12 protein-coding genes and 1 pseudogene are annotated in these 13,696 nt (G+C 72.6%); 3 read left to right on the top strand and 10 right to left on the bottom strand.

Annotated elements, in window-relative coordinates; translation table 11 throughout:
* Positions 1-76 precede the first annotated feature (76 nt).
* Positions 77-1,333: a TerD family protein gene (locus tag ABZ484_RS03210; RefSeq protein WP_358864171.1), complete on the top strand. Its 1,257-nt coding sequence runs from the start codon at positions 77-79 to the stop codon at positions 1,331-1,333.
* 29 nt (positions 1,334-1,362) lie between these two features.
* On the opposite strand, the gene ABZ484_RS03205 is transcribed toward ABZ484_RS03210, so the two are convergent.
* On the bottom strand, positions 1,363-1,938 hold the full coding sequence (locus tag ABZ484_RS03205; RefSeq protein ID WP_358864170.1) for a helix-turn-helix domain-containing protein: 576 nt from the start codon (positions 1,936-1,938) through the stop codon (positions 1,363-1,365).
* 104 nt (positions 1,939-2,042) lie between these two features.
* Between ABZ484_RS03205 and ABZ484_RS03200 the strand changes: the two genes are divergently transcribed.
* A complete protein-coding gene (locus tag ABZ484_RS03200) occupies positions 2,043-2,468 on the top strand; it encodes a nuclear transport factor 2 family protein (protein ID WP_358864169.1) in 426 nt (141 codons plus the stop codon).
* 48 nt (positions 2,469-2,516) lie between these two features.
* Here the strand turns inward: ABZ484_RS03200 and ABZ484_RS03195 are convergent, their stop codons facing one another.
* The 3 genes from ABZ484_RS03195 to ABZ484_RS03185 all read right to left on the bottom strand — a co-directional run bounded on the left by ABZ484_RS03195 (position 2,517) and on the right by ABZ484_RS03185 (position 7,785).
* Entirely contained in the window at positions 2,517-4,100 is a 1,584-nt protein-coding gene (locus ABZ484_RS03195) for a TROVE domain-containing protein (RefSeq protein ID WP_358864168.1), read from the bottom strand.
* A 506-nt stretch (positions 4,101-4,606) separates the two neighbouring features.
* Positions 4,607-6,061, bottom strand: a complete 1,455-nt coding sequence (locus tag ABZ484_RS03190) for an alkaline phosphatase PhoX (protein WP_358864167.1) — start codon at positions 6,059-6,061, stop codon at positions 4,607-4,609.
* A gap of 278 nt (positions 6,062-6,339) precedes the next feature.
* Positions 6,340-7,785 (bottom strand): hypothetical protein, encoded by a 1,446-nt coding sequence (locus ABZ484_RS03185; protein WP_358864166.1) that lies wholly within the window; start codon positions 7,783-7,785, stop codon positions 6,340-6,342.
* 298 nt (positions 7,786-8,083) lie between these two features.
* Here ABZ484_RS03185 and ABZ484_RS03180 point away from each other — a divergent pair, with 298 nt between their 5' ends.
* Positions 8,084-9,910 (top strand): endonuclease/exonuclease/phosphatase family protein, encoded by a 1,827-nt coding sequence (locus ABZ484_RS03180; RefSeq protein ID WP_358864165.1) that lies wholly within the window; start codon positions 8,084-8,086, stop codon positions 9,908-9,910.
* Positions 9,911-9,950: 40 nt separating this feature from the next.
* Here the strand turns inward: ABZ484_RS03180 and ABZ484_RS03175 are convergent, their stop codons facing one another.
* The 6 genes and pseudogenes from ABZ484_RS03175 to ABZ484_RS03150 all read right to left on the bottom strand — a co-directional run bounded on the left by ABZ484_RS03175 (position 9,951) and on the right by ABZ484_RS03150 (position 13,591).
* Positions 9,951-10,685 carry an SRPBCC domain-containing protein gene (locus ABZ484_RS03175; RefSeq protein ID WP_358864164.1) on the bottom strand — a complete coding sequence of 245 codons (735 nt, stop codon included), beginning with the start codon at positions 10,683-10,685 and terminating at the stop codon, positions 9,951-9,953.
* Positions 10,686-10,698: 13 nt separating this feature from the next.
* Complete coding sequence (locus ABZ484_RS03170) at positions 10,699-11,295, bottom strand: helix-turn-helix domain-containing protein (RefSeq protein ID WP_358864163.1); 597 nt, start codon at positions 11,293-11,295, stop codon at positions 10,699-10,701.
* 177 nt (positions 11,296-11,472) lie between these two features.
* Positions 11,473-12,027 carry a DUF3618 domain-containing protein gene (locus ABZ484_RS03165; RefSeq protein ID WP_358864162.1) on the bottom strand — a complete coding sequence of 185 codons (555 nt, stop codon included), beginning with the start codon at positions 12,025-12,027 and terminating at the stop codon, positions 11,473-11,475.
* Positions 12,024-12,461 (bottom strand): phage holin family protein, encoded by a 438-nt coding sequence (locus ABZ484_RS03160; protein WP_358864161.1) that lies wholly within the window; start codon positions 12,459-12,461, stop codon positions 12,024-12,026. The genes ABZ484_RS03165 and ABZ484_RS03160 overlap by 4 nt, the downstream gene beginning before the upstream one ends.
* Before the next feature lie 468 nt (positions 12,462-12,929).
* Positions 12,930-13,454, bottom strand: a pseudogene (locus ABZ484_RS03155) (hypothetical protein); the annotation flags it as partial.
* Entirely contained in the window at positions 13,451-13,591 is a 141-nt protein-coding gene (locus ABZ484_RS03150) for a hypothetical protein (RefSeq protein WP_358864160.1), read from the bottom strand. The pseudogene ABZ484_RS03155 and the gene ABZ484_RS03150, both read right to left, overlap by 4 nt.
* Positions 13,592-13,696: the final 105 nt, after the last annotated feature.

Below are 13,696 nucleotides of genomic sequence, written 5' to 3'. Positions count from 1 at the left end.
CACCCGTTCGCCGGGTCGGGGCCTCAGGTAAGGGAACGGTAAAGCGCCCTCGTTCGTTACCCCCCACATGACAGCTATGACCCCAGGCTCGAACATCCCTCTCGCCGCCGCCCGCGTCTCGGTGGACGTGGCCGCTCCGGTGCGGCTGGACGTCTCGGGCCTGCTGCTCACCGCCGACGGCAAGGTGCGCTCCGACGACGACTTCATCTTCTACAACCAGCCGTCGGGCCCGGGCGTGACCTACCGCTCGGGCGGCGGCACCGCACCCGACGCGATCACGGTCGACACCGCGGCCGTACCGCCCGGCATCGAGAAGATCGTCGTCACCGCGAGCCCGGACGCCGCGGGCCAGACCTTCCAGGGCATCGAACCGACGGCCACGATCCGCAACGCGGACGACAACAGTGTCCTGGCCACGTTCACGCCCCCGCAGCTCGGCGCCGAGACGGCACTGGTGGTCGTCGAGATCTATCTGCGAGGCGGCCAGTGGAAGGCGCGGGCGGTCGGCCAGGGGTACGCCAACGGCCTCGCGGGCATCGCGACCGACTTCGGCGTGACGGTGGAGGAACCGGCAGCGGCCCCGGCGGCCCCGCAGCAGCCGGCCGCACCGGCCCAGCCGGTCGCTCCGCCGCACCCGGGCACGCCGCCGCAGCCGATGGCCCCGCCGCCGCCGGCCATGCAGCCCCAGGTCACCCCGCAGGCCCCGCCCGCTCCCCCGGCCCCGCCGGCCGCCGCCGCGCCCGCGCCCGGCACCGGGAAGATCAATCTCGACAAGGGCCGGGTCAGCCTGCAGAAGAACCAGACCGTGTCCCTGGTCAAGGGCGGCCGCCCGCTGCTGTCCCGGGTGCAGATGGGCCTCGGCTGGGAGCCCGCGTTCCGCGGCGCCGACATCGACCTGGACGCCTCCGTCATCGCCTACGGCCCGCAGCGCAACCACATCGACAGCTGCTACTTCGGCAAGCTGGCCATCCTGAACGGCTCGGTCAAGCACTCCGGCGACAACCTCACGGGCGAGGGCGCGGGCGACGACGAGGTGATCACGGTCGACCTCGGGCGTCTTCCGCAGGAGGTCACCGGCCTGGTCTTCACGGTCAACTCCTTCTCCGGCCAGAAGTTCACCGACGTCGCCAAGGCCTACTGCCGTCTCCTGGACGCCACCACCGGCGAGGAGCTGGTGCGCTTCGACCTCACCCACGCCGAGGCCCAGACCGGCGTGATGATGGCCAAGCTGATCCGCCAGTTCTCCGGCGAGTGGGAGATGACGGCCATGGGCGACTTCGTCAAGGCCCGCACCGTGCGGAACATGGTGAAGCCGGCGGCCCAGGCACTGTAGGCGCTGCCCGTGCGACGGTCGGGGCGCCCTCACCCGCGGGGCGCCCGCACCCCCTCCATGAGCAGGGACAGATACCGGCGGATCTGCCCGCCGTGCCCGTCCGCCAGCTCGGCGGCCGTCGCCACCCCGTGCGCCAGCCGCAGCAGCTCCACCGGCTCGAGGTCGGCACGCAGGGCGCCCTCCCGCCGGGCCGCCTCCACCATCCGGGTCGCGGCACCCTTGATCGAGGCGGCACAGGCGGTGACCGCGCCGGGCGAACCGTCCGTGACGGCCGACCCGAGCAGCGCCTTCAGGCCGCGCACCTGGATCGAGCCCACGCACAGCTCGTACAGCCACTCCGTCAGGGCCTCGCCCGGCGCCAGGCCGTCCGCCAGCTCGTCGGCGCGGGCGGCGATGGCCTCGATCCGGTCGACGTAGGCGGCCTCCAGCAACGCCCTGCGGTTCGGGAAGTGGCGGTACAGCGTGCCGGAACCGACCCCGGCCCGCTTGGCGATCTCGTCCAGCGACGCGTTCTCCCCCTGCTCGGCGAAGGCTTCCGCCGCCACCTTCAGCAACCGCTCGTAATTGCGTCGAGCGTCCGCGCGCATGGGCCTGCCCCGCGTCATCCAGATACTCCTTGCGAACCGGAGAGCATCTCCGTATGTTATCGGGCACAAACCGGGGACTGTCCCCGGTTGTCCCCGGTCATCCGCCGAACGGAGTCCGACCCGTGTCCAGCTCTGCCTCGGCCGACTCCGGCCCACGGGCCGTACTGGCCCGCTACCGCCGCGCGATCCTCGACAAGTCCGCCGACGACCTCGCCGACCTGTACGCGGTCGACGCGGTGCACGAGTTCCCGTTCCGCTTCCCGGGCCTGCCCGCGCGCTACCAGGGGCGCGAAGAGGTGCGCGCGGGCTACCGGTCGCTGTGGGGCGCGAGCCCCGCGCGCCCGGAGACCGTCCACGAAGTGGCGGTGCACCAGTCCACCGACCCGGAGGTGATCACCGTCGAGCAGACCGTCACCGGGACCGTGACCACCACCGGCGCACCTTTCGAGGTCCCCGGCCTGCTGGTGATGCGGGTCCGCGACGGCCTGCTCGTCCATGTGCGCGACTACATGGACGGCCTCGCGGTCACCGGTGCGCTGCCGCGATGACCCGGCTGCCGGGCCGGCCGACGGCCCGGAAGTCGGGCCGTCCGGCCGTCAGGCCGCCCACGGCCAGTCGGTGCTGCGTGCCGACTCCAGCAGCGGGACCATCCGGAAGGCGGCGTCCGAGAGTCCCCCGAACACATGGCGGTTGCCCTTGCCCGACGGGCCGTGACCGGCCCGGTAGCCCTCGAGGTTCCAGGTATAGACCGGGATGTGGGCCGGGACCTGGGCGGTCGGGTCGCCGTGGCGGTTCGGGGCGTACTGCTCGTCGGTGACGATCAGCACCCGGTCGTGCTTGCGGTAGTGCCGGCGCACCGCCTCGGTGGTGTCGGTGCCGCCCAGGTTGCCGAAGCGGTCCAGAACCTTCAGCACGGACTCGCCCTTGCGGAACTCCACCGCGTTGCTGGTGGTGCCGAACTCGACGAGGTCGGCGTGCGCGGCACGCAGCGCGAGCGCGGTGCCGAAGATCGCCGCCGCGTCGGCCCGGTTGAGCTGCGAGCGCTCGGACACCTGCGACCAGAACATCGAACCCGAGCGGTCGACCAGCACGAGCGTCCGGCCCGGCAGCGCCGGCACGTTGGCCAGCGAGTGGGCGAGCGCCTGCTCCAGCGGATAGGACCAGCGCAGCGAGGGCGCGTGCTGGTACGCGGCGAGGTACCGGAAGGGGAACTGCCGCGAGCGCGCGACCTCGGCCGGGTCGCTGATCCTTGCCGCCACCTGGGCCGCGACCTCGTCGGACACGCCTGCCTGGTCGAAGTTCCGCAGGTTGCGCACCAGCGCCATCGCGCCCATGGACGGAATCACGGCCTCCCAGGCCGCCTTGTCCATCGGGCCCTGGATCCAGCCGGCCAGCGCCTCCCAGGTGATCCCGGCCGCGGCCAGCCGCTCGGCGCCGCCGGGCTCGTTGACGACCGCCCGGCGCCGCTCGACGGGCAGCGCCATCAGCTCGCGGTGTGCGGCCAGCACCGGGATCGACGCGGGCGGCACGGCGTTCTCCGGGTGGTGCCGCCGGTCGAGGGCGTGCCGGAACAGCTCACCCTGCCACGGCTTGTCCGGGTCCGGCGCGGCGTGCACCAGGTTGAGGATGTCGCCGAAGCGGTAGCCCTTGGACGCGGTGTCGTACTTCAGCAGCGACTTGGCGTGGTAGAGCCGCCGTACGGCGTCGGCGATCCCGCGCTTGAGGGGCTTGGGCACGGCACGGCCGTAGGTCGCCGTCCAGTAGGCGAGCAGCTCTCCGGGCTCGTCCGGGCGCTGGAGCACACTGTCGACGACCTGCCGGTTGGACGGGCCGTCGGTCGCACCCGCCGCCAGCCGTGCGTGGACGTACTCGGCGGCGCCCACGATCGAGGCCGTCCGCATGTTGCCCTCACCGCGCAGCCAGCCGAGCAGGCCGGCCGTCCACGACGGGTCGGCGACGGCGAGCTCGCGCACGAGCTTCGCGAACCGGTCGTCGCGGTCGGCGCCGGACTCGTAGAAGGTCTGCTGGGAGACCATGTTCGAGATCGCGAGCAGAAAGAGCTCCGAGCGTGCGTCGCGCTCGCGGCCCCGGCCGCCCTCGTACGTGCGCAGCACGCGCCCCGTGGAGGTGACCCGCGAGGTGGGCTGCGCCTTGGCTGCCTTGGAATTGAATCGCGCCATGATGAATTCCCCCGAATTCAAGAGAGTGTCGGGGAGGCGCAGCAGAAGGAGGGTGCCCGAGATCAGGGGTCGGCGACGGACTTTATGCCAGATGCTCTGCCGATTGAGCTACATCGACCCGAAGTCGATGACGGGACTCGAACCCGCAACCGTCCGATCCAAGGAAGTAACCGTTGCCTGCGCACCGGGCACCCACCATGAGCTGCGCCTCCCGAGATCAGGTCGGCGGCGGCTGTTTTCGTCCCTTGAAAGAGAAGTAGCCGTCACCGGCGCACCGGGAGGTGCATGAAGTTTTCGGTGTCCAGAGATCGAGGGCGGCTGAACCGACGGTCGGTGCTCTGCCACTGAGCTACACCGGCATGTCGAGCCGGTGGCGGGATTCGAACCCGCGGCCTCCCCATTAAGAGTGGAAGTAGGTCCTGCCTGTCGCACCTGGACGTGCATCACTCTAGGAGGGGAGCCGCGGGACGGGCGAGCGAATTAATTCCCGGTCATTCAGAAGGGGTTCAGCCCCGCTTCTGCCGCTTCCACGGACCGGTGATGGCGAGCATGATGCCGGGGGTCTGGATGTTGGCGAACAGGGTCCTGCCGTCGGGCGAGAAGGTGACTCCGGTGAACTCGCTGTACTCCGGCTCCTCCTCGGTGCCGATGTTCAGTTCGTTGCGGGCGATCGGGTAGGTGCGGCCGCTCTCGGTGGCGCCGAACAGGTGCTGGACGCCTTCGCCGTCCTCGGCGATGACGAGGCCGCCGTAGGGGGAGACGGTGATGTTGTCCGGGCCGTCGAAGGCGCCGTCCTTGGCCGGGTCCGGGTTGACGCCGAGCAGCACCTTCAGGGTGAGGGTGCGGCGCTTGGGGTCGTAGAACCAGACCTGGCCGTCGTGCTGGACGGGGCTCTCCTCGCGGGCGTAGGAGGAGACGATGTAGGTGCCGCCGTCACCCCACCACATGCCCTCCAGCTTGCGGGCGCGGGTGATCTCGCCGTCCTTGAACTGCTTACGGGTGGAGACCTGCTTGGCGTCCCGGTCGGGGACGTCCACCCAGTCGACGCCGTAGACCGTGCCGATCCTCGTCGCGCGGGACAGGTCGTCCACGAACTTGCCGCCGGAGTCGAAGCACTTGAACGCCTGAAGGACGCCCGCGTCGTTGGCGAGGGTGCGCAGCCTGCCCCGGCCGTGGCGGAAGCCCTCCGGCGGGGTCCAGCGGTAGAGCAGGCCGTTGGGGCCGGAGGCGTCCTCGGTGAGGTACGCGTGCCCGCGCTTGGGGTCGATGACGACCGCTTCGTGGGCGTAGCGGCCGAAGGCCTTGACCGGCTTGGGGTCGCGGTTGGCCCGGTGGTCCTCCGGGTCGACCTCGAAGACGTAGCCGTGGTCCTTGGTGAAGCCGTTCTTGCCGGCCTTGTCCTCGGTCTCCTCGCAGGTCAGCCAGGTGCCCCAGGGGGTGCTGCCGCCCGCGCAGTTGGTGGCGGTACCGGCGATGCCCACCCACTCGGCGACCTCGCCGCCGCGGCGGACCTCGACGACGGTGCAGCCGCCGGCCGCGGCCGGGTCGTAGACCAGGCCCTCGGTGAGCGGCACCGGGTGCGGCCACTGGGCGCGGGCACCGGCGAGCTCGTGGTTGTTGACCAGCAGGACGGCGCCGCGGGGGCCCTCGAAGGTGGCGGTGCCGTCGTGGTTGGACGGCGTGAACTCGCCGGACTCCAGCTTCGTCCGGCCGCTGTAGGTGATGACCTTGTACGAGAAGCCGGCGGGCAGCGCGAGGATGCCGTTCGGGTCGGCGATCAGCGGGCCGTAGCCGACGCCGGCGTGGTGGCCACCGCGCGCGGTCTCCGCCTCGTCGCTGTCGATGTCCGTGGCGGCGAGGGCGTTCGGCGCGGTGGCGAGCGCGCCGACGCTGCCCGCCAGGGCGACCCCGGCACCGGTGATCGCGGATTTTCTGGCGAAGTCCCTGCGGGTGAGCGACATGGTGTGTGTCTCCTGAGACGGTGGAAGCTGCCGTGGAGGGTGGCGGGCCTCGGTTCGGCGCAACCGTCCCGCCCGCGCCTGAACGGCGGCTGAACACCGGTCGACTTCACCGGGCCTTGTTTCATGAACCCGTATGCGCGACCCCACGGAAGACCCAAGTCAGCCGGGACACCTCCGGCGCAGCCCCAGTGCCGGCCCGGCGGCAACCCGATGCCGACCCACTACCGGCCCAGCGGCAACCCGATGCCGACCCAGCGCCGGCACGGCGGCAGCAGCGGTCAGCCCCCGTGCGCCGACCGTGCCTTGAAGGCCGCCTTGCGGGCCTCCTTGGCGATCTTCTTGTCCGGGTGCAGCCGCCCCATGGCCTCCAGCACGTCCGCCGTCCCCGGGTGGTCCACCCGCCAGGCCGCCGCGAAGAACCCGCTGTGCTGCTCGGCGAGACCCTGCACGAGGGCGTGCAGCTCCTCGGAGTCCCCCTCGGCCGCCAGTTGCGCGGCCACGGTGTCGATGGTGAGCCAGAAGACCATGTCCTGGGACGGCGGCGGTACGTCGGGCAGGCCCCGCTCGGTCAGCCAGACCCGGGCCAGCCCGCCCAGTTCGGCGTCGTCGAGCACCTCGCGCAGCGCCGGTTCGGCCACGGCGCCCACCAGGGACAGGGCCTGCTGGCAGCGCAGCCGCCGCAGCGGGGCCCCGGCGTCCGCGCCGCGCGCCGCGGCCAGCAACTCGCGTGCCGCGCCGAGGGGTTCGCGGCGCGCCAGCCACTGCTCGGTCTCGGCGTGGGTGGCGGCGGCCGGGTAGCCGGCGGTGCCGTCGAGCAGCGCGTCCGCGCCCTTGTCCGCGAGGTCGCCGACCGCCGGGGCGTCGTGGCCGGCGTCCAGCAGCCGGGCCCGCACCCCGTACAGTCCGAGGGGGGTCAGCCGCACCATGCCGTAGCGGGTGACGTCCACCTCGCCCTCGGGGGCCGCCGGATCGGCGGCGGTGTCCTCGGTGTGCTCGGCGTCCGCCAGGAGCGCCTCGTCCACCGGCCGGTACTCCACGAGTCCGGCCGGCTCCAGCAGCCGGAACTGGTCGTCCAGCCGCATCATGGCGTCGGAGACCTGTTCCAGCATGTCGTTGGTGGGCTCGGCGATGTCGCCGGGCACGATCATGGAGGCGGCCAGGACGGGCAGCGGCACCGGGGCGCCGGCGGGGCCGTCCTCGCCGGCGGTGAGCAGGTAGAGGTTGGCGAGCACGCCGTCCAGGAAGTCGGCCTCGGCCTCGGGGTCCCAGCCGAGCGCGGAGAGGTCGACGGCGCCGCCCTCGTCCATCGCGTCGATCAGGCCCTCCAGATCGGGCACGCTCGCGTCGGCCAGCACGGCCTCCAGCCCGGTCAGCCACACCCCGAGCGCGTCCTGCGGCGAGCCGCCGGTGAGCAGGCGCAGCTCGGCGCCCGCGGCGACGGTGCCCTCCTCCTCGTCGGTGATCTCCACGAGCCCGGTGTCGACGGCGATCCGCCAGGCCTCGCTCGCCAGGGCCGCGGCGTCGTCCCCGGCCAGCCCCAGCACTCCGGCCGCCTCGGGCAGTTGCTCCTCGGCCAGCGCGCCGCCGGCGTCGACCCGGGTGGCGGGTCCGGCCCAGCGGGCGAGCCGGGCGGCGCGCGAGAGCAGCGGGGTGGCGAGGGCGTCCCGGGCCAGCTCCGGTTCGGAAGCGAGCCGCACCGGCGGCAACGGGGACCTGTCTGACATCGGCTGGTTCTCCTAGCGGGCCTGAGGGCCTGGACGTGGGCGGGCCTGAGGGCCTTGACGACTCAACCGCTCAGCCTAGACGGATTTCCACCGATGCCGCCCGGTTCATCTGGTCGCCAGCGGCCGTACATGGCCGAAACCTTGACAACCCCCGTCGTCAGGCAGGAGATTGACGCGCGTAGACGTTGGGGGGACAACTGTTCACTCGGCTCTACGCGTGTCACGACAGGGCCTGAGCCCCGGCACGCTTCCGTTCCACCCTCGTCCCGGCGCTCACGCACGTCCCCGGAGGGATCCCTTGCCGAGCAGGTCTTCCGCGCGCCTCGCCGCGCTCACCGTCGCCGCCGTGTGCTCGGCGGCATCGGCCGTCGTCCTCACCACGCCCGCGCACGCCGACTCGGTGCGCGTCCACGACATCCAGGGCACGACCCGAATATCGCCGTTCGCGGGCCAGAAGGTCACGGACGTGCCCGGCATCGTCACGGCCACCCGCGCCTACGGCTCCTCCAGGGGCTTCTGGATCCAGGACCCGGCCCCCGACGACGACCCGGCCACCAGCGAGGGCGTGTTCGTCTTCACCAGCTCCGCCCCGAAGGTCGCCGTCGGTGACTCCGTCACGGTCACCGGCACGGTCTCGGAGTTCGTCCCGGGCGGCGCGTCCTCCGGCAACCAGTCGGTCACCGAGATCACCAAGCCGGTGATCACCACGGTCTCCACCGGAAACGCGGTCCCGGCGCCGGTCGTCGTCGACGAGGACTCGGTGCCGGACGCGTACGCCCCCGCCGGCGACACCGCCGCGTCCGGCTCGGTCAACGGCCTGACCCTGGACCCCGCGACGTACGCCCTGGACTACTACGAGTCCCTGGAGGGCATGAACGTCCAGGTCGCCGACGCCCGCGTGGTCACCGCCACCGACCCGTACAGCGAGCTGTGGGTGACGGTGAAGCCGCACGAGCACCCGAGCCCCCGCGGCGGCACCGTCTACGGCTCCTACGACTCCCAGAACACCGGCCGCCTTCAGATCCAGTCGCTGGGCTCGACGGCCGACTTCCCGGTGGCGAACGTCGGCGACACCCTGGAGGGCACCACCACCGGCCCGCTGGACTTCAACCAGTACGGCGGCTACACCCTGGTCGCGAGCGAACTCGGCACGCTGAAGGCCGGCGGCCTGGAGCGCGAGACGACCCGGAAGCAGTCGGGCCGCGAGCTGGCGGTGGCGACCTACAACGTCGAGAACCTCGACCCGTCGGACAGCACCTTCGACCAGCACGCCTCCGCGATCGTGAACAACCTCCGGTCGCCCGACATCGTGTCGCTGGAGGAGATCCAGGACGACAACGGCGCCACGGACGACGGCACGGTCGACGCGAGCGAGACCGTGAACAAGCTGATCGACGCGATCGTCGCGGCGGGCGGCCCGAAGTACGACTGGCGCGGGATCGACCCGGTCAACGACCAGGACGGCGGCGAGCCGGGCGGCAACATCCGCCAGGTGTTCCTCTTCAACCCGGAGCGGGTGTCCTTCGTGGACCGTCCGGGCGGCGACTCCACCACCGCCGTCGGCGTGACCAAGGTGCACGGCAAGGCTCGGCTGACGGCCTCCCCGGGCCGCGTCGACCCGGCCGACGCGGCCTGGAGCAACAGCCGCAAGCCGCTGGCCAGCGAGTTCGTCTTCCGCGGCAAGACGGTCTTCGTGATCGCCAACCACCTCAACTCCAAGGGCGGCGACCAGGGTCTGGCCGCGCAGTACCAGCCGCCGGTGCGCAGCTCGGAGATCCAGCGCCACGCCCAGGCGACCGTGGTCAACGCGTTCGTCAAGGACATCCTGTCCGTGCAGAAGAACGCGAACGTCATCGCGCTCGGCGACATGAACGACTTCGAGTTCTCCGGCACCGCGAAGATCCTCGAGGGTGACGGCGAGCTGTGGTCGGCGATCAAGTCGCTGCCGAAGAGCGAGCGTTACACCTACGACTACCAGGGCAACCAGCAGGTCCTGGACCAGATCCTGATCAGCCCGGCGATCCGGCGCGGCTGCGACTTCGAGTACGACAGCGTGCACATCAACTCGGAGTTCCACGACCAGATCAGCGACCACGACCCGCAGGTGCTGCGGTTCCGCCCGTAGGGCGCGCGAGGTTCAGGACCGGCTGAACGGCGCGCCGGGTTCAGGACTGGCTGAACACGTCGTTCAGCCAGTCCTGCCAGGCGGCCTCGCACTCCTTGATGTCGGCGCCGGGCGCGAAGTCGTGCAGGGAGATGCCGACCGGGTGCCCCCAGTGGTTGCGCCCGAAGACGCGGGTGAGGCCCCGGTCCGTGCGCAGTCCGATGAAGTACGGGTTGCGGAAGTCGACCACGGCCTCGAACGTGTCCGGCCCCCGGACGGTCAGCCGCGTGCCCGCCGCCACGTCCTCGCCGACACCGAGCGCCCGCCCGACCACGGCGAGGGCGTCGGCGGCCTTCGACGCCTCGGGCCCGTCGAACGTGGCGAAGGCGGCCGGCCGGGGCGCGAAGTGGACCAGGTACTCGCGCAGGGTGTGCAGATAGAAGTCGGTGTGCTTGGCGGCGCCGTCGTACTGGTTGTCCCAGTCGTCGACGAAGATGCCGCTGTGCACGTACCGCACCCAGGCCCGTCGCCCCTCGTCGCGGGGCTCGATCGTGTAGTCGAGCTGGTTGAGGGTCTGCTCGGAGATGCCCTCGACGTCCTCGACGCGGTTGGTGTAGCGGTGCGGCGGCTCCCATGCGGTGACCTTGGACCCGAAGGGGCCCCTGCCGCCGACCCGGGGCTCGGGCGGCTCCATCGGCCACAGATACCCTCCGGTGCCGGTGGTGACGGCCTCCCACACCTGCTCCGGGGTGGCGTCGACCTCGAACTCGCGGGCGATCTCGAATTCCTTGGACATTGCGGGCTCCTGACTAGTCCTGCTCTGTTGCCTTGAGGGTGGGGTGGACGGCCACGACGATCCGGTGGTCGCGACCGGCTTCGGCGTCGGGGGCGTCGTACTTGCGGATCAGGGCGCTCACGCCCGCCGTCAGTTCCTGGACGAAGGCCGCCCGGTCGGCGGCCGAGGCGAAGCGCACCTCGCCGTCCAGCGCGTATGTGGCCAGCCGCTGGCGGGCCTTGGCCGCACCGGTGATCAGCGCGCCGACGTCGCGCACCAGCCGGGCGCCGAGGGCGAGCAGCCAGCGCGCGGACAGCTGGTCGCGGAAGCGGTCCGGGTCGGGCTGCACGGCGGCCAGCGCGAGCGGCGAGATGACGTACGACGCGGCGGTCGCGCGCATCAGCCGCTCGGTGACGTTGCCCTTGCGGCGCTCGCCGGCCAGCTCGACCAGGCCGTGCCGCTCCAGCGTCTTGAGGTGGTAGTTCACCTTCTGCCGGGCCAGGCCGACCTGCCCGGCCAGCATGGCGGCCGACGCGGGTCCGGCCGCCAGTTCGGCGAGCAGCCGGGCCCGGACGGGGTCCAGGGAGACCGCCGCCGCCTCGGGGTCCTCGATCACGGTCACGTCCAGCATGGGTCCACCGTCTCACCGAAAACTTTTTTTGTCCAGACGACCCGAGTTTTCGGCTGGTCCCGGTTTTCGGAGTGTTCGGTGTTCGGCGTGCGGCGCCGGCCCGGCCCGAGTGGTCCCGGACAGGCCGCCGCCCCCCACCGGTCCGGTGGAGGGCGGCGGCATCCCTTGGAGGAGGCCCTACTGGCATGTCCTGCGCTTGTACCGGCGCACCAGCAGCCCGGCCGCCACCGCGGCCGCGCAGACCGCGCCCGCGATCATCAGGGGGCGTGGGTTGCGCCGGCAGGCCTGGACGGCGTCGGTCACGGGTCCGGGGACCGCCTGCTCGGCCCTGTGCCCCATCGACGTGGCCTTCTCCTGCGCCCGGTGTCCCACCAGGGCTGCCCTCTCCTGGGTACGGTGCCCGACCAGGGTGGCCCGCTCCTGCGCCCGGTGCCCGGCGACTCCGGCCCGCTCCTGCGCCTTGTGCCCGACCAGGGTCGCCTTCTCCTGGGCGCGGTGGCCGACCTGTGCGGCCGTGCCCCGCAGGCCGACCGTCATCGCGCCGGCCCGGTCGCGCAGATCCGCGGCGCGCGCCTTGGCCCGGCCCTTCACATCGGCCCGGGCCGCCAGTTCCTCGACGGTGTCGCCGAGCCGGCTCCTGGTCTGCTCGATCTGCGCGCGCAGTTCGTCGGGGCCCTTCGCGCCGAGGGCCCGCCTCGACCCGCCGCCCGTGCCCTGCGTCCTGTCCGTCATCGGTGGTGCGCCCTTTCCTTGAGCTCCTCGACGTCCGCCTTGACGCTGCCGATCGTCCGCTGCGGTGTGGGCGGTCCGGCTCGCCGCAACTGGGAGCGGCCGACCACGGCCAGCAGCCCCGCGATCGCGAACAGGGCGCCCGTCACGATGAGCGCCGACGCCCACACGGGCAGCGCCAGGGAGAGTGCGGCGACGGCCGTGCCGGCGAGCGCGATCAGTCCGACGTAGGCGATGGCGCCCGCGGCGCCCAGCAGCCCGCCGCCGCGCCCCATGCGCCGGCCCTTCGCGGTCAGCTCCTCCTTGGCGAGGGCCACTTCCTGCCGTACGAGCAGGGAGAGGTCCTCGGTGGCCTGGTGCACGAGTTCGCCCACCGAGCGGTCGCCCACCGGGTGGGGCAGCTCGCGCACAGGTCTGGCTTCGATGGTCCCGGTCACGGTGTCCCGCCTCCTCTCGGTCCGGAACAACCCGGGTACCCAGAGGCGCCCCCGCTACCCGTGGCCCGCCGGGCCGGTCCCGCGCTCGCCGAGCCGCGCCAGCTGGGTCTGGAACCAGTCGAGCCGCGCCTGCAACAGTGCGGCCTCGGCGGCGAGTTCGGGCACGCCCAGCTCTTGGGGCGCGCCGAGTCCTTCGGGCGGGGGGAATCCGACGGGCGGGGTGAACCCGACGGGCGGGGTGAACCCGTCCGGCGGGGTGAGCCCATCAGGCGTGGTGAGACCATCAGGCGTGGTGAGCCCATCAGGCGTGGTCGGTCGCCCGGGCACGCCGTCCGCCTCGGCGGCACCGGGAGCCCGCGTCCCGCCCGGGCCCCGGCCCGCGCCCGCCGCCCCGCCGGGCGCTCCCGTGCCGGCGCCCGGTGCCGACGGCACGTCACCGAGGGCCGCGCCGCCCAGCGCGCCGTCGGTCACGGCCCGCAGCCCGTCCCCGGCCAGCCGGGCGAAGCTCGCGGGGGTCACGGAGACACGTCCTCGTACGCAGGCCGCGCACGCGGCGGCCAGGGCCCGCAGTCCGGGTCGCCCCCAGCCCGCGTCGGCCAGCGCGACGGCGGGCGCGCCGCACGCGCACGGGCCGACCGTCATCGTCCGCACCCGCTGCCGGGCGTAGCGGAAGCCGCGCTCGAAGCGGATGTAGGCGCCCAGCACCGACACCTCGAGGAGCACCGCGGACCGGTGCTCGGCGGTGCACAGCAGCGCCTCGGCCGCGGTGCGTTCGTGCACGCAGTGGAAGCCGCAGTCGCACAGCCGGGCGGGCGGGCGGTGCCGGCGGCCGTAGACGCAGGCCGCGTCGGCGACGACGCCGTACGGCAGCGCGCCGCCGAGCGACACTCCGGTGAAACCGGCCCGGGTGCCGTCCTGGGACAGCACCGGGTGAGCGATCTTGTAACCGGTCGGCGGCTCCGTCGGGCGTTCCGTCGGCAGCCGCAGCCTCATCGGGCGGCCGGGACCTCTTCGGGCGCGGCGGCCTGCGGTTCCTGGATCTCCTCGGGACGTTCGATCTCCTCCTCGGCGACCCGCGGCTCCCGCTGCTCCTCCGCGACTCCGGTGGCCAGTGCCTTGCCGAGCTTCATGACGCCTCCCAGGGCTGCCCGTCGGGGACCTCAGTCCCATGGTGACGCATGACGGGCGACTTGGACACAGGGCGCCGGAGGGGACGCCGTCCCGCGCGTGGAGGA

The organism is Streptomyces sp. NPDC006393, assembly GCF_040628575.1.
GTDB lineage: Bacteria > Actinomycetota > Actinomycetes > Streptomycetales > Streptomycetaceae > Streptomyces.
Note: the sequence above shows the minus strand (reverse complement) of the source record. Positions and strands in the feature narration are given on the sequence as shown.